The sequence below is a fragment of the Streptomyces sp. P13-3-3 genome (assembly GCF_050571355.1).
GTDB lineage: Bacteria > Actinomycetota > Actinomycetes > Streptomycetales > Streptomycetaceae > Streptomyces > Streptomyces althioticus.
Genome location: NZ_CP192229.1, coordinates 267,642 through 293,729, shown reverse-complemented (window position 1 = coordinate 293,729; position 26,088 = coordinate 267,642). Strand labels below are relative to the sequence as shown.

26 protein-coding genes and 2 pseudogenes are annotated in these 26,088 nt (G+C 73.6%); 17 read left to right on the top strand and 11 right to left on the bottom strand.

Annotated features, from left to right (window positions below; translation table 11 throughout):
• Positions 1-12: 12 nt before the first annotated feature.
• Together ACQZOG_RS27725 and ACQZOG_RS27720 are read right to left on the bottom strand one after the other, a co-directional pair.
• Positions 13-1,686, bottom strand: coding sequence for an FAD-binding dehydrogenase (locus tag ACQZOG_RS27725; RefSeq protein WP_430741925.1), 1,674 nt, complete (start codon positions 1,684-1,686; stop codon positions 13-15).
• A 46-nt stretch (positions 1,687-1,732) separates the two neighbouring features.
• On the bottom strand, positions 1,733-2,338 hold the full coding sequence (locus tag ACQZOG_RS27720; protein ID WP_430741924.1) for a TetR/AcrR family transcriptional regulator: 606 nt from the start codon (positions 2,336-2,338) through the stop codon (positions 1,733-1,735).
• A 136-nt stretch (positions 2,339-2,474) separates the two neighbouring features.
• Here ACQZOG_RS27720 and ACQZOG_RS27715 point away from each other — a divergent pair, with 136 nt between their 5' ends.
• The 4 genes from ACQZOG_RS27715 to ACQZOG_RS27700 all read left to right on the top strand — a co-directional run bounded on the left by ACQZOG_RS27715 (position 2,475) and on the right by ACQZOG_RS27700 (position 6,525).
• Positions 2,475-3,113 carry an alpha-ketoglutarate-dependent dioxygenase AlkB gene (locus ACQZOG_RS27715; protein ID WP_033276415.1) on the top strand — a complete coding sequence of 213 codons (639 nt, stop codon included), beginning with the start codon at positions 2,475-2,477 and terminating at the stop codon, positions 3,111-3,113.
• An 81-nt stretch (positions 3,114-3,194) separates the two neighbouring features.
• Entirely contained in the window at positions 3,195-4,397 is a 1,203-nt protein-coding gene (locus tag ACQZOG_RS27710; RefSeq protein ID WP_430741923.1) for an acyltransferase family protein, read from the top strand.
• A gap of 53 nt (positions 4,398-4,450) precedes the next feature.
• Positions 4,451-5,206 (top strand): MBL fold metallo-hydrolase, encoded by a 756-nt coding sequence (locus ACQZOG_RS27705; protein ID WP_359671381.1) that lies wholly within the window; start codon positions 4,451-4,453, stop codon positions 5,204-5,206.
• Positions 5,207-5,292: 86 nt separating this feature from the next.
• Complete coding sequence (locus ACQZOG_RS27700; RefSeq protein WP_193455921.1) at positions 5,293-6,525, top strand: DUF4032 domain-containing protein; 1,233 nt, start codon at positions 5,293-5,295, stop codon at positions 6,523-6,525.
• Positions 6,526-6,542: 17 nt separating this feature from the next.
• On the opposite strand, the gene ACQZOG_RS27695 is transcribed toward ACQZOG_RS27700, so the two are convergent.
• Positions 6,543-7,415: a universal stress protein gene (locus tag ACQZOG_RS27695; RefSeq protein ID WP_033276419.1), complete on the bottom strand. Its 873-nt coding sequence runs from the start codon at positions 7,413-7,415 to the stop codon at positions 6,543-6,545.
• 232 nt (positions 7,416-7,647) lie between these two features.
• Between ACQZOG_RS27695 and ACQZOG_RS27690 the strand changes: the two genes are divergently transcribed.
• From ACQZOG_RS27690 to ACQZOG_RS27660, 7 genes are all read left to right on the top strand, one after another.
• The gene (locus tag ACQZOG_RS27690; RefSeq protein ID WP_193455923.1) at positions 7,648-9,324 is read left to right on the top strand and encodes an FAD-dependent oxidoreductase; all 1,677 of its coding nucleotides are present in this window, start codon (positions 7,648-7,650) and stop codon (positions 9,322-9,324) included.
• Positions 9,321-10,784: an ATP-binding protein gene (locus tag ACQZOG_RS27685; RefSeq protein ID WP_058915522.1), complete on the top strand. Its 1,464-nt coding sequence runs from the start codon at positions 9,321-9,323 to the stop codon at positions 10,782-10,784. Before ACQZOG_RS27690 ends, ACQZOG_RS27685 begins: the two co-directional genes overlap by 4 nt.
• The gene (locus ACQZOG_RS27680; protein ID WP_033276422.1) at positions 10,781-11,134 is read left to right on the top strand and encodes a UBP-type zinc finger domain-containing protein; all 354 of its coding nucleotides are present in this window, start codon (positions 10,781-10,783) and stop codon (positions 11,132-11,134) included. The genes ACQZOG_RS27685 and ACQZOG_RS27680 overlap by 4 nt, the downstream gene beginning before the upstream one ends.
• 96 nt (positions 11,135-11,230) lie before the next feature.
• Entirely contained in the window at positions 11,231-12,610 is a 1,380-nt protein-coding gene (locus tag ACQZOG_RS27675) for a CAP domain-containing protein (RefSeq protein WP_033276482.1), read from the top strand.
• A gap of 77 nt (positions 12,611-12,687) precedes the next feature.
• Positions 12,688-13,365 (top strand): AIM24 family protein, encoded by a 678-nt coding sequence (locus ACQZOG_RS27670; protein ID WP_033276423.1) that lies wholly within the window; start codon positions 12,688-12,690, stop codon positions 13,363-13,365.
• An 80-nt stretch (positions 13,366-13,445) separates the two neighbouring features.
• The gene (locus ACQZOG_RS27665; protein WP_033276424.1) at positions 13,446-14,405 is read left to right on the top strand and encodes a threonine/serine dehydratase; all 960 of its coding nucleotides are present in this window, start codon (positions 13,446-13,448) and stop codon (positions 14,403-14,405) included.
• Between the two features lie 117 nt (positions 14,406-14,522).
• The gene (locus ACQZOG_RS27660; protein ID WP_430741922.1) at positions 14,523-16,148 is read left to right on the top strand and encodes a serine/threonine protein kinase; all 1,626 of its coding nucleotides are present in this window, start codon (positions 14,523-14,525) and stop codon (positions 16,146-16,148) included.
• Here ACQZOG_RS27660 and ACQZOG_RS27655 read toward each other — a convergent pair.
• Positions 16,137-16,325: pseudogene (locus tag ACQZOG_RS27655) on the bottom strand (MarR family transcriptional regulator); the annotation flags it as partial. The gene ACQZOG_RS27660 and the pseudogene ACQZOG_RS27655 sit on opposite strands and share 12 nt — an antisense overlap.
• Here ACQZOG_RS27655 and ACQZOG_RS27650 point away from each other — a divergent pair.
• The 3 genes from ACQZOG_RS27650 to ACQZOG_RS27640 all read left to right on the top strand — a co-directional run bounded on the left by ACQZOG_RS27650 (position 16,240) and on the right by ACQZOG_RS27640 (position 18,222).
• The gene (locus ACQZOG_RS27650) at positions 16,240-16,521 is read left to right on the top strand and encodes an SDR family oxidoreductase (RefSeq protein WP_430741921.1); all 282 of its coding nucleotides are present in this window, start codon (positions 16,240-16,242) and stop codon (positions 16,519-16,521) included. The pseudogene ACQZOG_RS27655 and the gene ACQZOG_RS27650 overlap by 86 nt on opposite strands.
• Before the next feature lie 219 nt (positions 16,522-16,740).
• A complete protein-coding gene (locus ACQZOG_RS27645; protein WP_037638069.1) occupies positions 16,741-17,751 on the top strand; it encodes an aldo/keto reductase in 1,011 nt (336 codons plus the stop codon).
• Positions 17,752-17,802: 51 nt separating this feature from the next.
• Positions 17,803-18,222 carry an SRPBCC family protein gene (locus ACQZOG_RS27640; protein WP_359497001.1) on the top strand — a complete coding sequence of 140 codons (420 nt, stop codon included), beginning with the start codon at positions 17,803-17,805 and terminating at the stop codon, positions 18,220-18,222.
• A gap of 186 nt (positions 18,223-18,408) precedes the next feature.
• On the opposite strand, the gene ACQZOG_RS27635 is transcribed toward ACQZOG_RS27640, so the two are convergent.
• Complete coding sequence (locus ACQZOG_RS27635) at positions 18,409-18,774, bottom strand: hypothetical protein (RefSeq protein WP_359496998.1); 366 nt, start codon at positions 18,772-18,774, stop codon at positions 18,409-18,411.
• Positions 18,775-18,889: 115 nt separating this feature from the next.
• Positions 18,890-20,326, bottom strand: a complete 1,437-nt coding sequence (locus tag ACQZOG_RS27630) for a serine hydrolase domain-containing protein (protein ID WP_430741920.1) — start codon at positions 20,324-20,326, stop codon at positions 18,890-18,892.
• 72 nt (positions 20,327-20,398) lie between these two features.
• Between ACQZOG_RS27630 and ACQZOG_RS27625 the strand changes: the two genes are divergently transcribed.
• The gene (locus ACQZOG_RS27625; RefSeq protein WP_430741919.1) at positions 20,399-21,370 is read left to right on the top strand and encodes an LLM class F420-dependent oxidoreductase; all 972 of its coding nucleotides are present in this window, start codon (positions 20,399-20,401) and stop codon (positions 21,368-21,370) included.
• 103 nt (positions 21,371-21,473) lie between these two features.
• Positions 21,474-21,899: an SsgA family sporulation/cell division regulator gene (locus ACQZOG_RS27620; RefSeq protein WP_033276431.1), complete on the top strand. Its 426-nt coding sequence runs from the start codon at positions 21,474-21,476 to the stop codon at positions 21,897-21,899.
• 21 nt (positions 21,900-21,920) lie between these two features.
• Here the strand turns inward: ACQZOG_RS27620 and ACQZOG_RS27615 are convergent, their stop codons facing one another.
• Positions 21,921-22,418 (bottom strand): DUF6328 family protein, encoded by a 498-nt coding sequence (locus ACQZOG_RS27615; protein WP_193455928.1) that lies wholly within the window; start codon positions 22,416-22,418, stop codon positions 21,921-21,923.
• A 138-nt stretch (positions 22,419-22,556) separates the two neighbouring features.
• Between ACQZOG_RS27615 and ACQZOG_RS27610 the strand changes: the two genes are divergently transcribed.
• Positions 22,557-22,898, top strand: coding sequence for a hypothetical protein (locus ACQZOG_RS27610; protein WP_033276433.1), 342 nt, complete (start codon positions 22,557-22,559; stop codon positions 22,896-22,898).
• A 12-nt stretch (positions 22,899-22,910) separates the two neighbouring features.
• Here the strand turns inward: ACQZOG_RS27610 and ACQZOG_RS27605 are convergent, their stop codons facing one another.
• The 4 genes and pseudogenes from ACQZOG_RS27605 to ACQZOG_RS27590 form a co-directional block, all read right to left on the bottom strand.
• A complete protein-coding gene (locus tag ACQZOG_RS27605) occupies positions 22,911-23,894 on the bottom strand; it encodes an aldo/keto reductase (protein ID WP_033276434.1) in 984 nt (327 codons plus the stop codon).
• Positions 23,895-23,956: 62 nt separating this feature from the next.
• On the bottom strand, positions 23,957-24,664 hold the full coding sequence (locus tag ACQZOG_RS27600) for a ribonuclease H family protein (protein WP_033276435.1): 708 nt from the start codon (positions 24,662-24,664) through the stop codon (positions 23,957-23,959).
• A gap of 30 nt (positions 24,665-24,694) precedes the next feature.
• A pseudogene (locus ACQZOG_RS27595) lies at positions 24,695-25,413 on the bottom strand (VOC family protein).
• A gap of 126 nt (positions 25,414-25,539) precedes the next feature.
• Positions 25,540-26,028, bottom strand: coding sequence for a VOC family protein (locus ACQZOG_RS27590; RefSeq protein ID WP_033276436.1), 489 nt, complete (start codon positions 26,026-26,028; stop codon positions 25,540-25,542).
• Between the last annotated feature and the right edge of the window lie 60 nt (positions 26,029-26,088).

Here is a 26,088-nt window from a genome sequence, read left to right as displayed (position 1 = left end):
TTCCGGCCGGCGTCACGCCGTCTGCGCGGCCGCCGCCCGGCCCGCCGCGCGGCCCGAGAAGAGGCAGCCGCCGAGGAAGGTGCCCTCGAGCGCGTTGTAGCCGTGGACGCCTCCGCCGCCGAAGCCGGCGACCTCGCCCGCCGCGTACAGCCCGTCGACCGGGCTGCCGTCGGCGCCCAGCGCGCGGGAGTCCAGGTCGGTCTGGATGCCGCCGAGCGTCTTGCGGGTGAGGATGTGCAGCTTGACGCCGATCAGCGGGCCCGCCGCCGGGTCGAGGATGCGGTGCGGGGTGGCGACCCGGCCGAGCCGGTCGCCGATGTAGCGGCGCGCGTTGCGGATGCCCTGCACCTGGGCGTCCTTGCTGTAGGCGTTGGCGAGCTGCAGGTCGCGCGCCTCGATCTGGCGCCGCACGAGGGCGGCGTCGAGCAGCGGCTCGTCGGTGAGGGCGTTCATCTTGTCGACGAGTTCCTCGACGGTGTCGGCGGTGACGAAATCGGCGCCGTTGCGCAGGAAGGCGTCCACCGGGCCGGGGGCGCCCTTGCCGAGGACGCGTTCGCGCAGGAAGCCGGCGCGGTCCTTGGCGGTGATGTCCGGGTTCTGCTCGGAGCCGGAGAGCGCGAACTCCTTCTCGACGATCTTCTGGGTGAGGACGAACCACGAGTGGTCGTGCGGGGCGATGTCCTCGGTGGTGCGCAGATGCTTCAGCGTGCCGAGGGTGTCGTAGCCGGGCAGGCAGGGCTCGGGCAGTCGCCTGCCGAGCGCGTCGAACCACAGGGACGACGGCCCCGGCAGGATGCGGATGCCGTGGCCCGGCCAGACCGGGTCCCAGTTCTGGATGCCCTCGGTGTAGTGCCACATGCGGTCGCGGTTGACCAGCCGGACGCCCGCGCGGGCGCTGATGTCCAGCATCCGCCCGTCGACGTAGGCGGGGACGCCGGTGACCATCTCGCGCGGCGGGGTGCCCAGCCGCTCGGGCCAGTACTTCCGGACGATGTCGTGGTCGGCGCCGATGCCGCCGCTGGTGACGATCACGGCCTGGGCGGTCAGCTCGAACTCGCCGATCGCCTCGCGGCTGGAGGCGACGCCGCGCGGTGAGTTGTCCTCGGCCAGCACGGTGCCGCGCACCCCGCGGGCGGCGCCGTTGTCCAGGACCAGTTCGTCGACGCGGTGGCGGTGGTGGAAGGTGAGCAGTCCGTCGCGCGCGGCCTCGCGGGCGTAGCGCGTGAAGGGGGCGACGACGCCGGTGCCGGTGCCCCAGGCGATGTGGAAGCGGGGCACGGAGTTGCCGTGGCCGCCGGCGCGCAGGTCGCCGCGCTCGGCCCAGCCGACGGTGGGCAGGAAGGTGATGCCGTGGCCGTCCAGCCAGGAGCGCTTCTCCCCCGCCGCCCACTCGACGTAGGCGCGCGCCCAGCGCACCGCCCAGGAGTCCTCGTCGTCGGTCCGGTCGAAGGCGGCGCTGCCCTGCCAGTCGTTCCAGGCCAGCTCGAAGGAGTCCTTGACGCCGAGGCGGCGCTGTTCGGGCGACCCCACCAGGAACAGCCCGCCGAACGACCAGTAGGCCTGGCCGCCGAGGTTGGCGGCGTTCTCCTGGTCGACGAGGGCGACCCTGCGTCCCTGGCTGGTCAGTTCGTGGGCCGCGACGAGGCCCGCGAGGCCCGCTCCGACGACGATGACGTCGGCATCCATGGCGACCGTCCCTTCCTTCTGGCGTCCGGAGGCTGCGTCCGGGGCTTCACCCGGTGAGCAGCGCGGTGAGCAGTTGTCTCAGCCAGACCCGGGCGCGTTCGACGTCCCAGTCCAGCAGCAGTTGGGTGGTGACGCCGTCGTAGGCGGCGACCACGGCGCGCGCGGCGCCCTCGGCGTCGCCGAGGACCGGGGGCAGCGCGGTGTGGCCGCGGGCCCGCTCCAGCCGGGCGGCGACGGCCCCCCGCAGCCGGGCCCGGTGGTCCAGCAGCGTGTCCGCGACGCGAGGGTCGCGGGCGGCGTGCACCAGGAAGTCGGTCTTCACCAGCAGCCAGTCGCGGTCCAGCAGCAGCACCTCGGAGACGCGGTCCACGGCGGCGGCCACGTCGAGGTCGGGGCCGTCCGCGGCGAGGGCGCCGGCCACCTGCTCGGCGATCAGGTCGGCGCGCTGGGCGTAGAGCGCGAAGAACAGCTCGTCCAGGCCGGCGAAGTTGGAGTAGAAGGCGCCGCGGGTGTAGCCGGCGGCCTCGCAGATCTCCTCGATGGAGACGCGGCCGAAGCCCTTGGCCGCGAAGACGGTGAAGGCCGCGTCCAGCAGGTGGGCGCGGGTGCGCAGCCGGCGCGCGGTGACGCGCCCGGTCCCCGTGTCCGCCATGCCGTACTCCCCTCCCCGCCGTCCGATACGGGAACGTATCCGATACACCGGTGTATCGAACAGCCCCTGGAGCAGGGCGGTCGCGGAACGGAGATCACTTTAGAACGTATTTTCGATTAGGGGGTACGCTGGTCCCATGAGCACGCACCACCTCCCGGCGCTCCAGGGCTCGCTCTTCGACCAGGACGACGAGCTGCGGCTCGGCACGCTCGACGGGGTGCGCCGCACCGAGCTCGGCCGGGGCGCCTGGATCGACCTCCTACCCGGCTGGCTGCACGGCTCCGACGCGCTCTTCGACCACCTGGCCGCCGAGGCGCCCTGGCGGGCCGAGCGGCGCCAGATGTACGACCAGGTCGTCTCCGTGCCCCGGCTCCTGGCGTACTACGGCGTCGGCGCCCCGCTCCCCCACCCGGTCCTCACCGAGGCCCGCGACGCGCTCAGCGCCCACTACGCGCAGGAGCTGGGCGAGCCGTTCGCCACGGCCGGGCTCTGCTACTACCGGGACGGCCGGGACAGCGTGGCCTGGCACGGTGACCGGATCGGCCGGGGCTCCCGCGAGGACACCATGGTCGCCATCCTGTCCGTGGGCTCGCCCCGTGACCTGCTGCTGCGCCCCGTCGGCGGCGGCGAGACCGTGCGCCGCCCGCTGGGCCACGGCGACCTGGTCGTCATGGGCGGCTCCTGCCAGCGCACCTGGGAGCACTGCGTACCGAAGAGCACCAGGGCCGCGGGACCGCGCATCAGCATCCAGTTCCGCCCGCGCGGGGTGAACTGACCCCGTCCCGAACCGTGGCGGAAGCCTGTCCTCCCCCGCCGGACGTCCCCGACACTGGGTCCACCCGGGCGGGGAGGAGCGATGGGCGCGGACACGGAACCACCGGGCGCGGGGGCCGGCCGGCGCGGCGAACTGGACGTGCTGCGCGCCCTCGTCGTGGTCGGGCTGGTCTTCTTCCACAGCGCCCTGGTGTTCTCGCCCGACGACGACTTCTACGTGAAGAACACGACGACGACCGGCGCCGTCACCGTGCTCGCCGGGTTCGGCGTGGTGTGGGCCATGCCCATGCTGTTCCTCGTCGCCGGGCTCGGCGCCCGCCACTCGCTCCGCCGCCGGGGTCCCGCCCGGTTCGCCCGGGAGCGGCTGCTGCGCCTGGGCGTCCCGCTGGTGTTCGGCACGGTCGTGCTGTGCCCGCTCCCCCAGTGGCTGCGGCTGCGCGCCGCCGACCCCGCGTACGACGAGCCGTACCTGACCTTCTGGGGGCGGTTCCTCTCCGTGCGGCCCGATCCGGCGGACTTCCCGTTCGTCCTGGAGGGCGAGCACTTCGAGACCGGGCACCTGTGGTTCGTCGTGCTGCTGCTCGCCTTCTGCCTGCTGCTCGCGCCGTTCGCCACGGTCCTGACAGGGTGGGCCGACCGCGCGGCCGAGGCGGTCCGGGGGCGCCCCGCGCTGCTTCTGTCGCCCGCGCCGCTGCTCGCCGCCGTGAACGCGTTGCTCGGCATGGAGGAGAACTACGCGGGCTGGAACCGCTGGGCGTATCTGCTCTTCTTCGCGTACGGCTTCCTCCTCGCCGGCGACGAGCGGGTGCGCGTGCCGACGCGGCGGGCGGCCGTGCGGGTGGGCGTGGCCGGGGTGGTGCTGTTCGCCGGGACCGCGCCCGGCTTCGTCGCGGGCGACGACCCGTTCACCGCGTGGACCCCGGCCGCGCTGGCCACCCGCGCGCTGTTCGGGGCCGCGGGGTGGTGCTGGGTGCTGGCGATCCTCGGCCTGCTGGACCGTCGCCCCCGCTTCCGGCAAGGGATGCCGCCGGTCCTGGCGTATCTGGCCGTGGCCGCCCTCCCGTTGTACGTCCTGCACCAGCCGGTGGTCGTCGCCTTCGCCTACGGGGTCGTCGGCCGGTCCGCTCCCGCGGCCGTGAAGTACGCGGTGATCGTGACGGCCTCGCTGGTGACACTGGTGCTGCTGTACGAACTCGCGGTGCGGCGGTGGGCGGTGACGCGGTGGCTGTTCGGGATGCGCCCGGCACGCCCGGAGGACGGACGACCGCCACCGCCCGCCCTCTGATCTGCTTTCCTGTGCTCGTTCGACCGGTACGGGGCACGACACGCGAGGCGGCCATGAAGGCGACGGTGCGGCAGGTGGCGGACGGCACCTTTCTGGTGCACGGCACGAGCACGAACTGGGTGATCCTCACCGAAGGGGACGCCGTCACCCTGATCGACACCGGCTACCCCGGCGACCGTGCAGGGCTGCTCGGCTCGCTCGCGGAGGTGGGTGCCGCGCCGGAGGCGGTGGCGGCCGTGCTGATCACGCACGCGCACACCGACCACCTGGGCTCGGCGGAGTTCCTGAGCACGGCCTACGGCACTCCTGTGCACACGCACAAGGAGGAAGTGCCGCACGCCCGCCGGGACTTCCTGCACCAGGTGACCGTGGCGCGGGTGCTGCGCAACGGCTGGCGTCCCGGCGTGCTGCCGTGGGCGGCGCACGCCCTGCGCGCCGGCGGCACGGCGAACGTGGCGGTCACCTCGCCCCAGCCGTTCCCGGTGTCCGGCGACGGTGAGCCGCTGGACCTGCCGGGCCGGCCCGTGCCCGTGCACACGCCCGGCCACACCGGCGGGCACTCCGCCTTCCACCTGCCGCACGTCGGGGCGGTGGTGTCCGGGGACGCCCTGGTCAGCGGGCACCCCGTCTCCCGCCTCCGGGGCCCGCAGATGCTGACCGACATGTTCCACCATGAGCGCGCCCGCGCCGTGCGGTCGCTGGACGTGCTGGCGGAGCTGGACGGCGACCTGCTGCTGCCCGGGCACGGCCCGCTCCACCGGGGACCTGTGCGCGACGCCGCCCTGCTCGCCCGGGAACGCGCGCAATAGGCTGAGGTGACGGTCACTTCCAGGACGGTCACGTCCAGGACGATGACCTCACGGACGTTCACCTTCGAGACGAGGACACCGCCGCCATGGCACTGCAGATCAACGCCACCAACCCGGAGCACCCCGCGCTCCTGTTGGAACTGCCGTGGCACCTGCCGCTGGAGGAGTGGCCCGACAAGTACCTGGTGCCGCTGCCGCGCGGCATCTCCCGGCACGTCGTGCGCTACGCCCGCGCCGGTGACGAGGTGGTCGCGGTGAAGGAGCTCGCCCAGCGACCCGCGCTGCGCGAGTACGAGCTGCTGCGCGACCTGGACCGGCTCGGCATCCCCGCCGTGGACCCGCTCGCCGTGGTGACCGGTCGCACCGACCCGGAGGGGGAGCCGCTGGAGTGCGTGCTGATCACCCGGCACCTCGGCGGTTCCATGCCGTACCGGTCGATGTTCGAGACGACGATGCGGCCTGCCACCATGCACCGGCTGATGGACGCGCTCGCCGTGCTGCTGGTGCGGCTCCACCTGGCCGGCTTCGCCTGGGGCGACTGCTCGCTGTCCAACACGCTGTTCCGGCGCGACGCGGGCGCCTTCGCCGCCTACCTGGTGGACGCCGAGACCGGCGACCTGCACCCCGAACTGACGCGCGGCCAGCGGGAGTACGACCTGGACCTCGCGCGGGTCAACATCAGCGGCGAGCTGCTCGACCTGGAGGCGTCCGGCGCGCTGCACCCCTCCGTCGACCCGATCGACTTCGGCACCGAGATCTGCGCCCGGTACCAGGAGCTGTGGAAGGAGCTGACCCGCACCTCGGTGTACCCGGCCGGCAAGCACCACTACATCGAGCGCCGCATCCGCCGCCTGAACGAGCTCGGCTTCGACGTGGCCGAGATGCAGATCGAGCACGCCTCCAACGGCGACTCGGTGACCTTCGTGCCGAAGGTCGTGGACGCCGGGCACCACCAGCGCCAGCTGCTGCGGCTGACCGGTCTGGACACCGAGGAGAACCAGGCCAGGCGGCTGCTGAACGACCTGGAGAGCTGGATGGCCACCCAGGAGGACTACGCCCCCGGCGACCCCCTCGGCGCGCGTCCGGAAGTCCTCGCCCACCGCTGGGTGCGCGAGGTGTTCCGGCCCACGGTGCGGTCCGTGCCGCCCGAACTGCGCGGGCAGATGGATCCCGCGCAGATCTACCACGAGCTGCTGGAGCACCGCTGGTACCTGTCCGAGCGGGCCCAGCACGACATCGGTCTGGAGACCGCCGTCGTGGACTACATCCGGCGGGTGCTGCCGAAGCGGCGGGAGCCGCTGCGGCCCACCGAGGAGTAGCCGGGCCCCGCCACGGGTCAGGCGGGCGGGACGACCGCGACCGGGCAGTCCGCGTGGTGCAGCACGCCGCCCGCGACGGAGCCGATGCGGGCGCCCACGGCGGAGCGGCGGGCGCGGCGCCCGACGACCATCAGCTGGGCCGTGCCCGACACCGACAGCAGCACCTGCCCGGCGCTTCCCATCTCCACGTGCTCCACGACGTGCACGTCCGGGTAGCGCTCCCGCCAGGGCGCGAGGGCGGCCGCCAGCTTCTTCCGCTCGAACGGCTCGATGCCGCCGGCCTCGTCGAGGAGCTGGAGGGAGGCGGGGCTGTAGGCGAACACCGGCGGCAGCGTCCAGGCGCGCACGGCCCGCACGGTCGCGCCGCGCCGGGCGGCGGTCTCGAAGGCGAAGCCGAGCGCGGCGGCGCCGTCCTCCGGGTCGCCCTCCTGGCCGACCACGATCTCGTGCCCGGCCACCTCGTCCGAGGCCTTGTCGCCGGCCCGGACGAACACCACCGGGCACGCGGCGTCCACGATCACCTGCTGACCGACGGAGCCCACCAGGAAGCCAACGATCCGTCCGTGCCCGCGCGAGCCGAGCACCAGCATCTCCGCGTCGGCCGCGGCGGCGGTCAGCGTCTCCACGGCGTCGCCCTCCAGCACGTCCGTGGTGACGTCCAGGCCGCCGTGGTGTTCCCGGACGTCGCGCACCGCCTTCTCGGCGGCCTCCCGCACCCACCGCTCCTGGGCGGCCCTGTCCCCGGTCTCCACCGCGTCGTGCGCCTCGAACCGCCAGGCGTGCACCACCCTGAGCGGCAGGTCCCGGCGGACCGCCTCCCTGGCCGCCCAGGCCAGCGCCGCGAGGCTCTCCTCTGTGCCGTCGATGCCTGCCGTGATCGGGCGCGTCATGCCGTTCCTCCCGGAGTCGTGTTCCTGAGCGACCAGTCTTCCCTACCGGGCCGCCGCCCCCGCACCGCGGTCACCTCGTACGACGCCCCGCCCGCCCGCCTTCCCGCGCGGGTCCCGCGCACGCCCGCGCGCCCGGCGGCGACCGCACATACGATGGGCTCGGGCCGGTGCGGAGGCCGCGACGAGGTCTCGGCCCGCCGCGCCGGGGATCCGACCACGCTGTGGGGGACGCATGGCACAGCCCGCCGACGCCGCCCGGACCGTCATCATGACCGTGGACGACGACCCGGGTGTCTCCCGCGCCGTGGCCCGGGACCTCAGGCGGCGCTACGGGGCCTCGTACCGGATCGTGCGCGCCGAGTCCGGCGAGTCCGCCCTTGAGGCGCTGCGCGAACTGAAGCTGCGCGGCGACCTGGTGGCGGTGATCCTCGCCGACTACCGGATGCCGCGGATGAACGGCATCGAGTTCCTGGAGCGCGCCATGGACGTGCACCCGGCGGCCCGCCGGGTGCTGCTCACCGCGTACGCGGACACCGGCGCCGCCATCGACGCGATCAACGTCGTCGACCTCGACCACTACCTCCTCAAGCCGTGGGACCCGCCGGAGGAGAAGCTGTACCCGGTGGTGGACGACCTGCTGGAGGCGTGGAGGCACAGCGACCACCGGCCGGTGCCCAGCACCAAGGTGGTCGGGCACCGCTGGTCGGCGCGCTCCTCCGACGTGCGGGAGTTCCTCGCCCGCAACCAGGTGCCCTACCGCTGGTACTCGTGCGACGAGCCCGAGGGGCGGCGGCTGCTGGCGGCGGCGGACGAGGACGGGATGCGGCTGCCGCTGGTGGTCACCCCGGACGGGACGCCGCTGGTGGACCCGGACCCCGCCGACCTCGCCGCGCACGTGGGTCTCGCCACCACGCCGGCGGCCGACTTCTACGACCTGGTCGTGATCGGCGGCGGCCCGGCGGGGCTCGGCGCGGCCGTGTACGGGGCGTCGGAGGGGCTGCGCACGGTGCTGGTGGAGCGGTCGGCGACCGGCGGGCAGGCGGGGCAGAGCTCGCGGATCGAGAACTACCTGGGCTTCCCCGACGGGGTGTCGGGGGCACAGCTCACCGAACGGGCGCGGCGGCAGGCCACCCGGTTCGGCGCGGAGATCCTCACCGCCCGCGAGGTGACCGGCCTGGACGTGGGCGGCGCGGCCCGGGTGGTGCGGTTCTCCGACGGGTCGCAGGTCGCCGCGCACAGCGTGATCCTCGCGACCGGGGTGTCCTACCGGCGGCTCGCGGCGCCGGGCTGTGACGAACTGGGCGGCTGCGGCGTCTACTACGGCTCCTCGCTGACCGAGGCGCCCGCCTGCCAGGACCAGGACGTGTACATCGTGGGCGGCGCCAACTCGGCCGGGCAGGCGGCGATGTACCTGTCCCGGTTCGCCAAGCAGGTGACGCTGCTGGTGCGCGGCCCGGACCTGTCCGCGTCGATGTCGTACTACCTGATCGAGCAGATCGGCCGGGTCCCGAACATCGCGGTGCGGTGCTCCACGGTCGTCGAGGAGGCGCACGGCGACGGCCATCTGGAGCGGCTGACGCTGCGCGACACGGACAGCGGCCGGACCGACGTGGTGGACGCGCAGTGGCTGTTCGTGTTCATCGGCGCCGCCCCGCTGACCGACTGGCTGGACGGCACCGTGCTGCGCGACGGGCGCGGCTTCATCCTGGCCGGGCCCGACCTGACCGCCGACGGACGCCCCCCGGCCGGCTGGGAGCTGGACCGGCCGCCGTACCACCTGGAGACCAACGTCCCCGGCGTGTTCGTCGCGGGCGACGCGCGCGCGGAGTCGGCCAAGCGGGTCGCCTCCGCCGTCGGAGAGGGAGCCATGGCCGTGATGCTCGTCCACCGATACCTGGAGCAGTCGTGAGCGCGCGGCCGATGGAGTGCCTGCCCGACGAGATCGGCTCCCTGTTCCTGTTCGAGAAGCTCACGCCCGAGCAGCTCGGGCGGCTGTGCGAGGCCGGCCGGGTCGAGCGGTACGAGCCGGGCACCGTCTACGCCGAGGGCGACCCGGCCACCTGCTTCTACGTGATGGTGGAGGGCACGGTCGTGCTGTCCCGGCGGGTCGGCGGGGACGAGGTGGAGGTCACCCGCACCTCGCAGCGCGGGGTGTACGCGGGGGCGATGCAGGCGTACCTCGGCGACCGGGTGCCGCAGGTCTACAACAACTCGCTGCGGGTGACGGAGCCGACGCGGTTCTTCGTGCTGCCCGCGGACGCGTTCGCGGACATCATGCTGGACTGGTTCCCGATGGCGGTGCATCTGCTGGAGGGGCTGTTCTTCGGGGTGAAGAGCACCCAGCAGGCGGTCGGCCAGCGGGAGCGGCTGCTGGCCCTCGGGTCGCTGTCCGCGGGGCTCACGCACGAGCTGAACAACCCGGCCGCGGCGGCCGTGCGGGCGACGGCGTCGCTGCGCGAGCGGGTGGGGAAGATGCGCCGCAAACTGCGCGTGATCTCCGAGGGTGCCTACGACCGGGAGACGCTGGCGGGGCTGATCGAGATCCAGGAGCGCACGGCGGAGCGCGTCGCCAAGGCGCCGGTGCTCAGCCCGCTGGAGGCGTCCGACCGGGAGGACCTCCTGTCCGACTGGCTGGACGACCACGGCGTGACCGAGGGCTGGCGGCTCGCCCCCACGTTCGTGCAGGCGGGACTGGACACGGACTGGCTGGAGCAGGTGGCCGCGGCCGTGGACGAGGAGACGTTGCCGAGCGCGGTCGGGTGGCTCAACTACACCGTGGAGACCGAGCTGCTCATGGACGAGATCCAGGACAGCGCGGCCCGCATCTCCCACCTGGTCGACGCCGCCAAACAGTACTCGCAGCTCGACCGCGCCCCCTTCCAGGTCGCCGACGTCCACGAACTCCTCGACAGCACGCTGCTGATGCTGTCCGGGAAGCTGGGCAAGGGCATCCGGGTCGTCAAGGAGTACGACCGCACCCTGCCCCGCGTCCCGGCCTACCCGGCGGAGCTGAACCAGGTGTGGACCAACCTCGTGGACAACGCGGTCGCGGCGATGCGCGAGGCGGGCGGGGAGGGCACGCTGACGGTGCGCACGGCGCGGGAGGACGACCGGCTGCTGGTGGAGTTCGGCGACACCGGCCCCGGTATCCCGGCGGAGATCCGCGACCGGGTGTTCGACCCGTTCTTCACCACCAAGCCCGTGGGCGAGGGCACCGGGCTGGGCCTGGACATCTCCTGGCGGATCGTGGTCAACAAGCACCACGGCAGCATCCGGTTCGAGTCCGAGCCGGGCGACACCCGCTTCCAGGTGCTCCTGCCGCTCACCGCCCCCGCCTCCGACGACCCTGCACAGGAGGAATCCGTATGACCACCGAACACGCCATCGACCCCAGCGTGCCGCCCTCGGGCGCGGGCTGCGCCGACTGCGACGCCTCGGGCGGCTGGTGGTTCCATCTGCGCCGGTGCGCGCAGTGCGGCCACGTCGGCTGCTGCGACAGCTCACCGGGGCAGCACGCCACCGCCCACTTCCGGGCCACCGGGCACCCGGTGGTGAGCAGTTACGAACCGGGCGAGGACTGGTTCTGGAACTACGCCACCAACGAGCTGTACGAGTCGGGTCCGTCGCTGGCGCCGCCGGTGAGCCACCCGGCCGGGCAGCCCGCCCCCGGGCCAGCGGACCGGGTGCCCGCCGACTGGACGCGGGCCCTGCACCGCTGAGCCGCTCCGCCCCTCCGGCCCGGGAACCCTCGGGCCCCGCCCGTCGTTGTCCGGACACCCCCACACATGTCGGACGACGGCGAACAGGGCGGTGCCATGAGCGAGTTGGTCCCCGGCGGCAACATCCCGCTCCCGGGCGGTGCGGTGACCGTCCGGGTGCCCGGACCGTTCGACGTGTCCGCGCTGATCACGGACGACGGCCGGAAGGTGTCCGGGGACGCCGACTTCGTGTTCTACAACCAGCCGTCCGCGCCGGGCGCGCGGCTCGGCGGCGACACGCTCGTCGTCGACCCGGCGGCGCTGCGCACGGGCGCCACCCGGGTCACGGTCGCCGTCAGCCCCGAAGAGCCCGGCACCCCGCTCAGCGCGCTGCCCGCCCCCGTCCTGGAGGTCACCGGCCCCGGAGGGCGCGCCCTGGCCCGCTTCCGGCCGCCGCGCCCCGACCGGGAGACGGTGCTGCTGCTCGCGGAGGTCTACCGGCGCGGCGACGGCTGGAAGCTGCGCGCGCTCGGCCAGGGGTACGCGGACGGACTGGCCGGTCTCGCCCGGGACTTCGGCGTCGACGTGGAGGACGACGAGGGAGCGGTGTCCACCCGTACCGCCCCGGTCGTCACCGGCAGGGCGCCGGTCAGTCCCGCCACGCTGGTCCAGGCCGCACCCCGGACGCACGCGGCCGCCCCGCCCCGCCCCGCGGCCCCGCCGTCCGCCGGGGACGACTTCCTGGCGCTGGTCAACTCCGCGCGCCAGGCCGCCGGTTCGCCGCCGGTGGCGCACGACGGGCGGCTGGCCGAGGCGGCCCGGCAGCACGCGCGGGCGATGGCGCGCGGCGGGCGGCTCGGCGTGGAGGGCCCGGACGGCGTGCCGGTGTACCGGCGCGTGGTCGCAGCCGGGTACCCGTACCTCACCGTCGGCGAGCACCTGGTGTCCGGGCCGCTGTCCGTGGACCGGTTCGTGGGCCACTGCCTGCGGCACGAGGCTGCCCGCCGCACGGTGTGCGACCCGGCGTTCACGCACGCCGCCGTCGCCTCCTGCGAGGGCGGCGGGGACACCTACTGGACGGCGCTCTGGGCGTGTCCGCTCACCCCGGAGGGCCTGGACCGCACGGCGGCGGAGGTCGTCGAGCTGAGCAACCGGGAGCGTGCGCGGGCCGGCCTGCCGCCGCTGTCCCGCGACCCGCTGCTGACCACGGCCGCGCGGGCGCACAGCGCCGACATGGTGGCGCGGGACTTCTACGCGCACACGGCCCCGGACGGGAGCAAGCCCTGGGACCGGGCCGCCGCCGCGGGCTCCCGGTGCCGCACGGTCGGCGAGAACATCGCGTGCGGGCAGCGGTCCGCCGCCGAGGTGGTGCGCGGCTGGATGAACAGCCCGGGGCACCGGGCGAACATCCTCAAGCCGGAGTTCACGCACATCGGCGTGGGCTTCGCGGGCGGCGGCCGGGCGGGCACGTACTGGACGCAGTTGTTCGGCGGGTGAGCGCGCGGCCGGATCGGCGCCGTGTCGTACGCGTCCGCTTCTGGTCAGGCGGCGGGCGCCGGGTGAGGATGACCCCCATGAAGGGTGACCTGTTTTCCAGTGAGCACATGGTGCAGCCGGCCGCGGCCCCGGGCATGACGGTGGAGAACGCCAAATGCCTGCGCTACACCGTCGACGGCGAGATGCTCGCCCGCCAGGGCGCGATGGTCGCCTACCGCGGCAACCTCCAGTTCGAGCGCAAGGGCCAGGGCGTGGGCGGCATGCTGAAGCGCGCAGTGACCGGTGAGGGGCTGCCGCTGATGGCCGTGCGCGGGCAGGGCGAGGCCTGGTTCGCGCAGGAGGCGCAGAACTGCTTCGTCGTCGAGGTCGATCCCGGCGACGAGTTCACCGTCAACGGCCGCAACGTGCTGTGCTTCGACGCCACGCTGTCCTACCGCATTTCCACCGTGAAGGGCGCCGGCGTCACCGGCGGCGGTCTGTTCAACAGCGTCTTCACCGGGCACGGCAAGCTGGGCCTGGTCTGCGAGGGCAGCCCGCTGGTGATCCCGGTGACGCCGCAGAGCCCGGTGTACGTGGACACCGACGCGGTCGTCGGCTGGACGGCGGGTCTGTCCACCTCGCTGCACCGCTCCCAGTCGCTGGGCTCGATGCTGCGCGGCGGCTCCGGCGAGGCGGTGCAGCTGGTGCTCCAGGGGCAGGGGCACGTCGTGGTGCGGCCGAGCGAGGCACCGCCGCACAAGGCGCAGCAGCGCTGAACCTCGTTGACCCCGGCCGCCCGCCGGGTGAGGCTGGGGCACGGCGCGGATCACGCCCCCGCGCCGGAAAGGTGACAGCCGTGATCGAGATCGCCGACATCGAGACCGCCGCCGAGCGGATCGCCGGGCACGTGGTGCGCACGCCGACCGTGCCGAGCCCCGGCCTTTCGGCACTGCTCGGGGTGCCGGTGACGGCCAAGCTGGAGCTGCTCCAGCACACCGGGTCGTTCAAGGTGCGCGGCGCGGCGGCGAAACTGCTGGCGCTGAGCGAGTCGGAGCGGGCCGCCGGGGTGGTCGCGGTGAGCGGCGGCAACCACGGCATCGCGCTGGCGGTGACGGCCGCCGCGCTCGACGTGAAGGCGACCGTGGTGATGCCGCGTTCGGCGCCCGTGCGGGCCGTGGAGATCGCGCAGGCGTCGGGCGCCACGGTGCGGGTCACGGACGACATGGCCGGGGCCTTCGCCCTCACCACGGAGCTGCGGGAGGAGGGCCTGACCCTGGTGCACCCCTTCGACGACCCGGTGGTGATCGCCGGTCAGGGCACCGTGGGGCTGGAGTTCGCGGAGGACGCCGGTGAGCTGACCGACGTGCTGGTGAGCATCGGCGGCGGGGGCCTGATCGCCGGGGTCGCGGCGGCGCTGCGCGCCCGGCGGCCCGGGGTGCGGGTGTGGGGCGTGGAGACCGAGGGGGCGCAGGCGATGTCCGAGGCGCTGGCGGCGGGCGGCCCGGTGCCGGTCGCGCTGTCCTCGATCGTCTCGACGCTCAGCGCGCCCGCCGTGTCGCAGCTGACGTACGACCATGTCGCGGAGCTGGTCACGGAGGTGCTGGTGGTGCCGGACCGGGAGGCGGTGCAGGGCTCGCTGGACCTGGCGGACCACGCCAAGGTGTGGGCGGAGCCGGCGGCGGGCTGTCTGCTCCCGGCCGCCCGCCGGGTGCTGGAGCGGGTCGGCGAGGACGCCCGCCTGGGTCTCGTGGTGTGCGGCGGGAACGCCACCACCACCGACATGATGGCGTGGACGGACCACTTCTCCCTGCGCTGAACCCGGCGGTCGCCCACGGCGCGCGCCCGGCCGTTGAACGCTCCGGCCCCTCTCCTGCGTATCAGGGGGGACGGAAGTCAGCGGTTCGACGAGGGATCACCGGACGAGGGATCACCAATGGGCTGGGCGCACGCCTCCACCGACCGGCCGGTCGCCGGACGCTACCGGCTGGTCGAGATCACGCACCGCGAGACCAACCGGGTCAGCTGGTACGCCGACGACCTGCGCACGGGGCGGCCCTGTCTGGCCACCCGCGTCGAGCTGCCCGCGGACGCCGCGGAGGGCGTCCGCCGCGCGCCCTCCCGGATCCTGCGGGCCACCGAGAACGTGGCCCGGCTCTGCCCGGACCGGATCGCGGACGTCGTCGACGCGGTCGGCGAGGGCGGCTGCCTGTGGACGGTCACGGCCTGGATCGACGGCACCCCGCTGGACGAGGTCCTGCTCCAGCGGGGCACGTTCTCGCCCGCGCGGGCGGCGCGCGTCGCCCTGGACCTCCTCGACGTGCTGGACGCGGCGCACGCGGAGGCCGTCACCCACGGCGAGCTGAGCCCGGGCCAGCTCCATCTGCGTGAGACCGGCCCGCTGGTCGTCACCGGCTACGGGGTGGCCGGCACGACGTCGGCGCCCCGGCTCACCGCCCCGTCGTACGCGGCGCCGGAACAGGCGCGGAACGAGCGGGTCGGACCGGCCGCCGACCTGTGGGCGCTGGGGGCGATCCTGTACACGATGCTGGAGGGGCGCCCGCCGTTCCGGGACCGGGGCAGGGTCGCGGCCACGCTGCGCGGGGTGGACCGGCTGCCGCTGCGCCCGCCGGTGCGCTGCGGGCCGCTCACGGAGGTCGTCACGGGCCTGCTGCGCAAGGAGCCACGGGAGCGCCCGGGCCGCCAGGCGGTGCGGGACGTGCTGACCCGGGTGCTGCGCGAGGCCCCCGGCGGCGGTGCCGAGACGGGCGAGGCGCACGCGACGGCAGGGCGGGGGTGGAAGCGGAGAGGTGTGCTCGTCGGAACGCCTCTCGCGGTGCTCGTGGTGACGGCGGCCGTGGTCACGGCGGCGACCGGGCTGCCCGACGGCGACGACCGGGCCGGCGGCGGCCCCGCCACGTCGGCGTCCGCGCCGGCGGGCGGGACCGGGGCGGCGGACACCGCCCCGCGGGTCCCGCCCTCGGCCGGCGCCGCCCCTCCGCCGTCCGCGGCTCCCTCGCCCCCTCCGTCGCCCTCCCCGTCCGGATCCGCCTCGCCGTCCCCGTCCAGCCCCGGCGCCGTTCCCGCGGGCTTCCGCACCTACCGGGCCCCGGAGGGGTTCTCCGTCGCGCTGCCCGAGGGCTGGGAGCGACAGCGGACCTCCCGCGCCGCAGAGCAGTCCTTCCGCGTCACCTTCGGCGCTGACGACGACCCGCGCACCCTCGACGTCACCTACAGCGAGCACGTGGGGCCGGACCCGGTCGCCGTGTGGCGGGACACCGTGGAGCCGGGCCTCGCGCGCGCCGGCGCCTATCAGCGGATCGGCGCCATCGAGGCGACCACGTACCAGGGCCGGGAGGCCGCCGACATGCAGTGGATCACCACGGACGACGGCGCCCGGGTGCGCACCTTCGGCCGCGGCCTCCTGCTGGGCGAGGGCCGGGGCTTCTCCCTGCGCTGGACCACCCCGGCCGCCGACTGGACGGACACCGACAGCCGGCAGACCCTGCGCACGGTCCTGCGCACCTTCCGGCCCGGTGCGGCGGCTCAGGACCTGCCGTGAGCCCCCGCCAACTTGAAGTCGCAGGTCAAGGGGCTCGAGCAGCGAGTACTCCCGCACGCTCAGCTCATGCCTGGCCTGCAGGGCACGCTCGATGTGCGCCTCGATCCTGCCGTGCAGCAGGGAGAGGGCTGCCCATCCGTTGGCGAGGGCGGTCAACGCGGGATCCGTGGCGGTCATGGGTCCGCTCGACCGGGCGGAGCAGGAGCGGCGCCATCTGGCGGAGAACCGTGCGGCAGCTTCCCTCTTCATGCGCCTGATCCGGCCCCATGAGGTGGCCAGCATGATCACTTACGTGGCGTCGGAGCAGGCTTCGGCGACCACGGGCGGGGCGTTCGGCGCGGACGGCGGCCTGGTCCCCACGATCGTCCCCTGACGGGCACACGGCAGCCCCCACTTACATTAGCCCGCGTCTGCAATTATTGTCCTAGCCCATAAGGCGCTACCGCAATTAAATGCGGGACCGTCCGTACGGCCCCGGCGGGTGACTCCCGCCCAGTGCCCGGCCCTCCTTCGGGCGGACCGCCGCACCGGGGGCATCCGCTCCTTCACGCCTCACCCCCACACCGAGGCACCGATCGAAAAGGCACCATCCATGTCCTTGAAGAACATCCTTCCCGGCCGTCTCGGCTTCGGCACCGCCCCCCTCGGCAACATGTTCCGCGCGATCCCCGACGAGGACGCCCGCGCCACCGTCGAAGCCGCCTGGGACCAGGGCATCCGCTACTACGACACCGCCCCCTTCTACGGCGCCGGCCTCGCCGAGGAGCGCCTGGGCGAGGTCCTCTCAACCAAGCCCCGCGACTCCTACGTGCTCTCCAGCAAGGTCGGCCGCGTCATCCTCGACGAGATCGAGACCGACGTCCCCGACTTCGGCGAGAAGGGCGGCCTGTTCGAGCACGGCAACCCCAACAAGGTCCTCCACGACTGGACCGCCGACGCCACCGAGCGCTCCATCGAGGGCACCCTGCGCCGCATGGGCGTCGACCGTCTCGACATCGTCTGGGTCCACGACATCGCCCAGGACTTCCACGGTGACGCCTGGGTCAGCAAGTTCGAGGAGGCCCGCACCGGAGCCTTCCGCGTCCTGTCCCGCCTGCGCGACGAGGGCGTCATCCGGGCCTGGGGCCTGGGCGTCAACAAGACCGAGCCCATCGAGATGACCCTCTCCCTGGACGAGCCCAAGCCCGACGGATTCCTCCTCGCCGGCCGCTACACCCTCCTCGACCACGCCCACGCCCTCCAGCGCCTGCTGCCCCTGGCCCAGGAGCAGAACGTCGACATGGTTGTCGGTGGCCCCTACAGCTCCGGCATCCTCGCCGGCGGCACCAACTTCGAGTACCAGCAGGCCCCGCCGGAGATCATCGAAAAGGTCGAGCGCGTCAAGGCCCTCACCGACAAGCACGGCATCAGCATCAAGGCCGCCGCGCTCCAGTTCTCCCTGGCCCACCCGGTGGCCGCCGCCGTCATCCCCGGCGCGACGCGGCCGAGCCGCGTCGCCGAGGACACCGCCGCGCTGAACGAGAACATCCCGGCCGCCTTCTGGACGGACCTGCGCGCCGCGGGTCTGGTCAGCCCGGCCGCCCCGTTGCCCAACGGCGCCTGACCGGCACCCTCACCCCGGCCCCCCACCAGCACCACCATCTGGAGAAACACCATGGCCTCGACGTCCGTCAGCCGTATCGTCCCCGCCTCGCCCGAAAAGGTCTGGAACCTCGTCGGAGGCTTCGACGCCCTGCCTGACTGGCTCCCCTACATCCCCGAGAGCACCCCGCTCGAAGGCGGCCGGGTCCGCCGGCTGAAGAACACCGAGGGCGAAGTCATCACCGAACGCCTCGTCGACTTCAACGAGACCGAACGCCACTACAGCTACGCCATCCTCCAGGCCCCCTTCCCCGTGAACGGCTACGTCTCCACCATCCGCGTCCACACCGTCCCCGGACAGGAGAACGCCACCGAGGTCCAGTGGTCCGGCCGCTTCAACCCCGACGGCGCCACCGAGCAGGAAGTCGTCGACCTGTTCACCGGCATCTACGCCGACGGCCTCGACGCCCTCCACCAGCCCCTCACCGCCTGACACCGACACCGGCCCCACCCCCAGGGAACCGGTCCCCGCACGGCCCGGGCACGCACCCCGCGTACCCGGGCCGCGGCATGCCCGGACGCAAAGCCGCCCGTGAGCCGGACCATGCACACCACCCCAACGGCAACCGGGGGCGCCGTGGTTACGCCCGCGCCGCGCAGTCCCTAGCGGCGGAGCAGGTCAGAAGCGGGTGGTGAACCGACCCTCGGGCAGTTCGCGCAGCCGGCCGCGGTCGACGAGTCTGACCGGCTTCCCGCACAGCGGCTCCAGCTTGGACCGCATGCCGACATCGATTCCCAGGGCCTCGCCGGCCTGCCGGGCCATGACCGGTCCGGCCGCCTGCCGCACGGTGGCCGGGATGCGCTGACAGTCCGGCGGGAGCAAGGTTTCCCCCGTGTCCGGCACGCGGTGCGGGATCAGCATCACCGCTCGTCCGCCCACCTGCCCGAGCGCAGGCGCAGCCGTGGCGCGTTCGTTGGCGAGCTGTTCGCTCACCCGCTCAAGAACCCGCTCCGCGACGGCGAGTTCGTCCCGCTCGGCCCGCACCTCCGCCAACTCCTTGGCGAGCAGTCCGGATCATCCCGGCGTCGCCGGGCCTGCGCGCTCGGGCCGGCCGAAGACGCACCGCGCCTCCCACCCGGGCTGATCCGGACCCAAGTCCCTAGCCGCGCGGCGCGCGCAGTGCGCGCAGGGGCCAGGGGACCAGCGGTGTGGTGAGCCAGTGCGCGCGGAAGGTGCGGTCGGTGAGGGCGCAGGTGACGCGCAGCCGGTGCGGGGTCTCCAGGAAGGCGATGTCGACGGTGAGCGTGTCGGGACCGCGCCAGCCGCCGGTGACCGCGACCGGCACCGCGCCCTCGGTGACCGTCCAGTCCAGGCCGGTCCAGCGGGCCGCCAGCCGGTGGCCGCCCTCCTCCAGGGTCAGTGTCCAGCCGCCGCCGTCGTCCGCCGTGAGCTCCGCGGCGGCCAGCTTCGGCTGCGCGGCGACGAGCCCGCCCTCCGGGGTGAAGGCCGCCCCGGCCCAGTCGCCGGTCTCCGGCGCGGGGGCGCCGTCCGTCGCCGGCAGGGCGAGGCGCTCCAGGCGCTCGCGCAGGGCCGCGTCCTCGGCGTCGCGCCCGGTCAGCGGGGCGTCGCCGAAGGCGGGCAGCAGGTGCCGCCACACCAGTTCGAGGTAGCGCTGCATCTCCACGGTGGCGGTCGTCGCGGCGATCACCGCGTCGTGCTCGGGCAGCACCACGCAGAACTGGCCGTAGGCGCCGTCCCCGCGGTAGCCGTGCCGGCCCCGCCAGAACTGGTAGCCGTAGCCCTGGTCCCAGTCGGGGCGGTCGCCGCCGCCCATGGCCCCGGCGGTGTCGATGTGGGCGCGGGTGGCGCGCTCGACCCATCCCTCGGGCAGCAGCCGCTCCCCCTGCCAGACGCCGTCGTTCAGGTACAGCAGGCCGAACTTCGCTATCGCGTCGGTGGTGGTGTGCAGGCCGGCGAAGCCGATCTCGCGTCCGGCGCGGTCGCGGGACCACAGCGTCTCGTCGATGCCCAGCGGGTCGAACAGCCTCGGCCGCAGATACTCCACGAGGCTCTGCCCGGTGACCCGCTGCACGATCGCGGCGAGCGTGTAGGTGCAGGGCTGGTTGTAGGTGAACAGGGTGCCCGGGTCGCGCTGCGGCGGCTGGAGCAGGAAGCCGCGCACCGGTTCGGCCGGGTCGGCGCCGAACGCCTCGTCGACGGTCTCGTGGTCGTGTCCGCTGGCCATGGACGCCACGTGGCGCACCAGCATCGCCCGGCTGCGCGGGTCGGTGATGTCGGCGTCGATCTCCGGGAAGTAGGACAGCACGGGAGCGTCGAAGTCGATCAGCCCCTCCCCCTCGGCGAGCCCGGCGGCGGTCGAGGCGAAGCTCTTGCTGAGCGAGTACAGCAGATGGGGGCGTTCGGCGGTCCAGGGCGCCCACGAGCCGGAGGCCACGACGTTGCCGTGGCGCACGATCGTCACGCCGTGCGGTTCGATGTCCGGGTCGGCCTCGATCGCGTCGAGGAAGGCGTGGACGCCGGACGCGTCGACGCCCTGGGTCGCGGGGGCTGCGGTCGGGAGGGGTCGGTGGGTCATGGGGGCATCCTGCCCGGGGCACCGGCGGGTGATCCACCGTTTTCGCCGGTCGCCGCGGGGGACCCGGACGCCATGGTGCAAATCGGGTACACGATGATGACCGAGCAGGCCGGCCCGCGTGAGCTGGTGGAGCACGTGGTGCGCGCCGAGAGCGCGGGCTTCGACTTCTCGGTGACCTCGGACCACTACTTCCCGTGGCTGGCCGAGCAGGGTCACTCGCCGTACGCGTGGAGCGTGCTGGGCGCGGCCGCGCAGGCCACCTCACGGATTTCGCTGATGACGTACGTGACCTGTCCGACGAAGCGGTACCACCCGGCGGTGGTGGCGCAGAAGGCGGCGACGATGCAGCTGCTGTCGGGCGGCCGGTTCCGTCTGGGGCTGGGGTCCGGCGAGAACCTCAACGAGCACGTGGTGGGCGGCGGCTGGCCGCCGGTGGACGTGCGCCACGAGATGCTCGAGGAGGCGGTGGAGATCATCCAGGCGCTCTTCGAGGGCGGGCACGTGAACTACCGGGGTGACCACTTCGACGTGGAGTCGGCCAAACTGTGGGACCTGCCGGACCAGCCGCCGCCGATCGGGATCGCGGTCTCGGGCAAGCGGTCGTGCGCCCTCGCGGGGCACCACGCCGACCTGCTGATCGCCACCGAGCCGAAGCCGAAGCTGCTGGAGATGTTCGACGAGCACGGCGGCGAGGGCAAGCCGCGTGTGGGTCAGCTGCCGGTGAGCTACGACCCTGACCGGGACACCGCCGTGGAACGGGCGCACGCCCAGTTCCGCTGGTTCGGCAACGGCTGGAAGGTGAACTCCGAGCTGCCGCACCCGGACTCCTTCGCGTCGGCGACCCAGTTCGTACGGACCGACGACGTCGCCTCCTCGATCCCCTGCGGCGACGACCCGGACGACTTCGTCGAGGCGGTCCGCCCGTACGCCGAGGCCGGTTTCACGGAGATCGCCCTGGTGCAGATCGGCGGGGAGTCGCAGCCGGCGTTCCTGGACTGGGCGGAGCGGACGCTGCTGCCGGCGCTGCGGAAGGCCTTCGGCTGACCGTCCGTGCGTGAGGTGTGACGGATTCACCCGGAGAGCTGAGCATCTCTCCGGGATCCGGGGTACTAGAGGGCTCTACGTCGGTACGTCCCGGAGGCACCTCGTGAAGTCGTTCGTGCACAAGACCCTGGTGGTGGAGCTCCAGGCGGGCGACACGGAGCGCTTTCCCGTGCTCGCCCACCTGAGCTACGACCCCTCGGACCCGTTCGCCGTCACGGTCGTCTTCACCCTGGACGGCCGGGTGCTGGCGCGCTGGCAGCTCGACCGGGAGATGGTCACCGAGGGACTGAGCCGCCCGGTCGGCATCGGCGACGTGCGGCTGCGTCCGCAGGCCCGCGGGGTGGGGCGGGAGCTGCGGATGGAGTTCCTGGGCGAGGCGCGCGCCGACGGCGGCCGGCACCACGCCGTGGTGTTCGCCTGGGCCGAGGCCGTCGGGGAGTTCCTGACCGAGACCCACCGGATGGTGCCGCCGGGGTGCGAGGAGGTCCGGGTGGACGACTTCCTCGCGGACGTCCTGGCCAACAGCTGAGCTCTCCCGGGCCCTCGCCGGTCAGCGCGTGGTGTGGCGGTGGCGCGCCCACATGGGCAGCCCGAACCAGCACAGCAGGTACCAGAACACCACCCCGGCCACCAGGTACGGCACGTAGTCGTCGTGGGTGGCCACGCGCAGGATCAGCAGCAGCGACGAGCTGGTGGTCACCAGCAGCAGCGCCAGTCCCAGCAGCGTGAGCCGTGACGCCCACTGCACCGCCTGCGGTTTGATGCGCCGTCCGCTGACGAGCCGGTGCAGCGACACCGGGCCGATCAGCGCCCCGGTCGAGCAGGCGCCCAGCACCACCGTGACGATGTAGATGGTCTTGTCGGTGCCGGACAGGTCCTCGTAGGTCGGGGTGAACACGACCGTCAGCAGGAAACCGAACAGGATCTGCACACCCATCTGGGCCACACGGACCTCCTGGATGAGCTCGGTCCACATCCGGTCCGCCCGCTCCTCCTCGGTCTCGTTGCGCCCCCGGCGCCTGCTCCCGTCCTGCTCCGCGTCCGGCACGGTGCCTCCTTCGATCGGGTCTCCCCTCCGGTTTCCCCGCTTTCCCGGAAAGGAGAGCCCCCTCCCGCCGCCGGTTTGGCCGCGCGGGGCACGGTTACACGGTCGGCGACACGACCAGGCCGTACGAAAGTGGGACACATGTCGGACACCCAGCTCACCGTGACACTCAGCGGCGGGGACGCCGACGACGCCCGGGCGGTCGTCGGGGCGCTGGAAGGCACGTTCGGTCCGCCGCAGGAGCGGCCCTCGGACACGGACGCGACCGTACGGATGGCGACGTTCGGCGGCGAGGGCGAAGGCACGGGCGCGGCGGACGACGGCCGCCGGCCCCTGTCGGAGCCGGTGACCGTCACCGTGCAGGGCACCCCGGAGGCGGTGCGCCGGGCGAGCGACGCGCTGTCGCGGTCCTTCACGGCCCGCGACGAGGGCGCCGCCGCCGGCGACCAGGAGCAGGAGCGTCAGCTCGTGCTGGAGTCCTAGGAGCCGCCTCCGCTACCAGCGGCCCTCCACCTGCTCGCGGATGCGCCGGTCGTACAGGTCGGCGATCGCGGACAGGGTGGCGTCGGGCAGCTCCGGCAGCCGGGCGGCGGCCGCGTTGGCGCGGGCCTGTTCGGGCGAGCGGGCGCCGGGGATGACGCTGGTCACGCCGGGCTGCTGGACGATCCAGCGCAGCGCGAGCTGGGCCGGGGTGTACCCCTCGGGGGCCAGCGCGGCGAACTCCGCGGCGGCCTCGACGCCGGTCGCGTAGTCCACGCCGGAGAAGGTCTCGCCCTGGTCGAAGGCCTCGCCGTGCCGGTTGAAGGTGCGGTGGTCGTTCTCCGCGAAGACGGTGTCCTTGGTGTACTTGCCGGAGAGCAGACCCGAGGCGAGCGGGACGCGGGCGATGATCCCGACGCCGGCCTCGCGGGCGGCCGGCAGCACCTCGAGCAGCGGCTTCATACGGAACGGGTTGAGGATGATCTGCACGCTGGCCACGTTCGGCCGGGCGATGGCGGTCAGCGCCTCGGCGCAGGTCTCCACGCTCACGCCGTAGGCCGCGACGCGCTCCTCCTCGACGAGGGTGTCGAGGGCGTCGAAGACCTCGTCGCTGGAGTAGACGGGGGTGGGCGGGCAGTGCAGCTGCACGAGGTCGATGCGGTCGACGCCCAGGTTGCGCCGGGAGCGGTCGTTCCAGGCGCGGAAGTTGTCCAGGACGTAGTTCTCTGGGATCTGGTCGACACGGCGGCCCATCTTGGTGGCGACCAGCACGTGCAGGTCGGGCCGTCCGGCGAGGAACGACGCGATGGTCTGCTCGCTGCGTCCGTCGCCGTAGACGTCGGCGGTGTCGAAGAAGGTGACGCCCGACTCGGCGGCGGCCTCCAGCACCGCGAGGGCGTCCTTGTCGTCGACGTCGCCCCAGTCGGCGCCGAGCTGCCATGTGCCGAGGCCGATCACGGAGGCGTGCTGACCCGACCTGTCGAAAGTGCGCTCTTCCATGCCGGTCAGTCTGTCATCCGTCCCGGCCGGGCGAGCGGCGGCTCCCCCGCCGGGGCGGCTGCTCAGGCGCCCACGGCCGTCCGGCACTCGGGGTGGCCCCAGCCCTTGTCGTTCTTGGCGATGGGCTCGCCGGCCGTGTACGGCCGTCCGCACGGGCAGCGGCCGGGGAACTTGGCCTTGATGGTGCGGGAGGAACCGCCCGGCTTACGGGCGGACTTGGCGCCGCCGGAGGGACGGCGGGAGGAGCCGCCGGAGGACGGGCGCGGCACGGACGGCGGCGGCTCGGGCGAGCCCTGTGCGCTGCCCGCGTCCTGCTGGGCGGAGGCCGCCTGGCTGGCGGCGCGGTCGGCGAAGTCGTTGAGCCGGTCGCCGTCGACCTGGTGGGCGGGCACGTACCGGAACTCGACGGAGCGGTCCTGGAGCAGACCGTCGATGCGGACGACGAGCTCCTGGTTGGCGACGGGCTTCCCGGCCGCGGTGCGCCAGCCGTTGCGCTTCCAGCCGGGCAGCCAGGTCGTGACGGCCTTCATGGCGTACTGCGAGTCCATCCGCACCTCGAGCGGCGCACCGGGGTCGGTGGCCGCGAGGAGCCGCTCCAGGGCGGTGAGTTCGGCGACGTTGTTGGTGGCGGTGCCGAGGGCGCCGGCCTCCCAGCGGTCCGGGGTCCCGGAGCCGTCCGCGATCACCCAGGCCCAGCCGGCGGGTCCGGGGTTTCCCTTCGAGGCCCCGTCGCAGGCGGCCACCACACGTTCACGCATGCGACCGATCATGCCATGGCCGGGCGGGTGTCCCGGTTCCGCTCAGCCGACGGGTTCGGTGCCCGGCATCTCGCCCTCGGTGGTCGTGAGGCCGATGACCGAGAAATGGGCGCCCTGCGGGTCGCCCACCGTCGCCAACCGGCCGAACGGCGAGTCCATCGGCCCGAACCGCAGCACCCCGCCGCGTTCGGTCGCCCGGGCCACGGCGGCGTCGCAGTCGTCGACCGTGAAGTACACGTCGACGTACGGGGGCACTTCGGGCGGGAAGTCGTCGGTCATCCGCATCCGGCCGAGGACGCTGCGCTCCCCCAGGTCGAAGACGCGGAAGTCCATGGCGCCCTCGAGCTGCAGAAGGCGCCCGGTGTCTGGGTCGCCTGGAACCCTTCGTAGGTGCCGGCCTGCCACGCCCCGAAGACGACCCCGCCGGGGTCACGGGCGAGACACATCGTGCCGTGGTCGGCGACCTGCACGGGCTCCATCAGCAGTTCGCCGCCGTGCTCGCGGATGCGGGCGGCGGTGGCGGAGGCGTCCCGGGCGGCGAGGTAGAGGCACCACTGGGAGGTGCCCTCCTGCCCCGGCATGGGCGGCACGACGGCGGCCACCGCCTTGCCGTCGGCGTACGCCTGGGTGTAGCCGCCCTGGTCGGGCGAGGTCTCGCCGAAGGTCCAGCCGAGGACGTGGCCGTAGAAGTCCGTGGCCTGGTCGAGGTCGTCGAACACGGCGTCGGCCCAGCAGGGGGTTCCTTCAGGTGCTACGGCCATGGCTGCGGCCCTCCGCGTCACGGGTGGACTGTCGTCCCCTCACGCTAGCCACGCCGGCCCGCCCTCGCCCGCCGGAGGAACCCCTGGGGACGCCGTCACCGCACCCCCGTCGCGCGGGCCGAGGCGTCACGCCCCGCCCGCGTACGCCCTCTCCAGCTCCGCGATGTCCAGCTTGCCCATCGTCATCATGGCCTTGAACGCGCGGTCGGCCTTCTCGCGGTCCGGGTCGCCGATCATCTCCGTCAGCCGCTTGGCGTTGACCTGCCAGGAGACGCCGTAGCGGTCCTTGAGCCAGCCGCACGGGCCGTGCTCGCCGCCGCCCTCGACGAGTTTCTCCCAGTAGTGGTCGATCTCCGCCTGGTCGTCGCAGTCGAGCTGGAAGGAGATCGCCTCCGTGAACCGGAACTCCGGTCCGCCGTTCAGGGCGACGAACTTCTGTCCGTTGGCCGTGAACTCCACGGTGAGCACGGTGCCGTCCTCGCCGCCGGGGGTGGCGCCCGTGTTCCGGACGACCTCGCCGAGCTTGGAGCCGTCGAAGACGGAGACGTAGAACCGCGCCGCCTCCTCGGCCTGGCCGTCGAACCAGAGGCAGGTGGTGAATCCGTCGGTGTCCATGAGTACCTCCCGTGTGGGGCGCCCCCTGCGGGAGACGCGGTCACCGGTGCAGACCGGCCG

Excerpts from the sequence above, each read along its gene's own strand:
- ACQZOG_RS27630 (WP_430741920.1), bottom strand. The coding sequence starts at position 20,326 with ATGACCCACCGACCCCTCCCGACCGCAGCCCCCGCGACCCAGGGCGTC.
- ACQZOG_RS27720 (WP_430741924.1), bottom strand. The coding sequence starts at position 2,338 with ATGGCGGACACGGGGACCGGGCGCGTCACCGCGCGCCGGCTGCGCACC.
- ACQZOG_RS27590 (WP_033276436.1), bottom strand. The coding sequence starts at position 26,028 with ATGGACACCGACGGATTCACCACCTGCCTCTGGTTCGACGGCCAGGCC.
- ACQZOG_RS27610 (WP_033276433.1), top strand. The coding sequence starts at position 22,557 with ATGTCGGACACCCAGCTCACCGTGACACTCAGCGGCGGGGACGCCGAC.
- ACQZOG_RS27695 (WP_033276419.1), bottom strand. The coding sequence starts at position 7,415 with ATGACGCGCCCGATCACGGCAGGCATCGACGGCACAGAGGAGAGCCTC.
- ACQZOG_RS27650 (WP_430741921.1), top strand. The coding sequence starts at position 16,240 with ATGTGCGCCTCGATCCTGCCGTGCAGCAGGGAGAGGGCTGCCCATCCG.
- ACQZOG_RS27675 (WP_033276482.1), top strand. The coding sequence starts at position 11,231 with ATGAGCGAGTTGGTCCCCGGCGGCAACATCCCGCTCCCGGGCGGTGCG.
- ACQZOG_RS27660 (WP_430741922.1), top strand. The coding sequence starts at position 14,523 with ATGGGCTGGGCGCACGCCTCCACCGACCGGCCGGTCGCCGGACGCTAC.
- ACQZOG_RS27640 (WP_359497001.1), top strand. The coding sequence starts at position 17,803 with ATGGCCTCGACGTCCGTCAGCCGTATCGTCCCCGCCTCGCCCGAAAAG.
- ACQZOG_RS27625 (WP_430741919.1), top strand. The coding sequence starts at position 20,399 with ATGGTGCAAATCGGGTACACGATGATGACCGAGCAGGCCGGCCCGCGT.
- ACQZOG_RS27690 (WP_193455923.1), top strand. The coding sequence starts at position 7,648 with ATGGCACAGCCCGCCGACGCCGCCCGGACCGTCATCATGACCGTGGAC.
- ACQZOG_RS27700 (WP_193455921.1), top strand. The coding sequence starts at position 5,293 with ATGGCACTGCAGATCAACGCCACCAACCCGGAGCACCCCGCGCTCCTG.
- ACQZOG_RS27710 (WP_430741923.1), top strand. The coding sequence starts at position 3,195 with ATGGGCGCGGACACGGAACCACCGGGCGCGGGGGCCGGCCGGCGCGGC.
- ACQZOG_RS27705 (WP_359671381.1), top strand. The coding sequence starts at position 4,451 with ATGAAGGCGACGGTGCGGCAGGTGGCGGACGGCACCTTTCTGGTGCAC.
- ACQZOG_RS27725 (WP_430741925.1), bottom strand. The coding sequence starts at position 1,686 with ATGGATGCCGACGTCATCGTCGTCGGAGCGGGCCTCGCGGGCCTCGTC.
- ACQZOG_RS27715 (WP_033276415.1), top strand. The coding sequence starts at position 2,475 with ATGAGCACGCACCACCTCCCGGCGCTCCAGGGCTCGCTCTTCGACCAG.
- ACQZOG_RS27645 (WP_037638069.1), top strand. The coding sequence starts at position 16,741 with ATGTCCTTGAAGAACATCCTTCCCGGCCGTCTCGGCTTCGGCACCGCC.
- ACQZOG_RS27600 (WP_033276435.1), bottom strand. The coding sequence starts at position 24,664 with ATGATCGGTCGCATGCGTGAACGTGTGGTGGCCGCCTGCGACGGGGCC.
- ACQZOG_RS27605 (WP_033276434.1), bottom strand. The coding sequence starts at position 23,894 with ATGGAAGAGCGCACTTTCGACAGGTCGGGTCAGCACGCCTCCGTGATC.
- ACQZOG_RS27680 (WP_033276422.1), top strand. The coding sequence starts at position 10,781 with ATGACCACCGAACACGCCATCGACCCCAGCGTGCCGCCCTCGGGCGCG.
- ACQZOG_RS27670 (WP_033276423.1), top strand. The coding sequence starts at position 12,688 with ATGAAGGGTGACCTGTTTTCCAGTGAGCACATGGTGCAGCCGGCCGCG.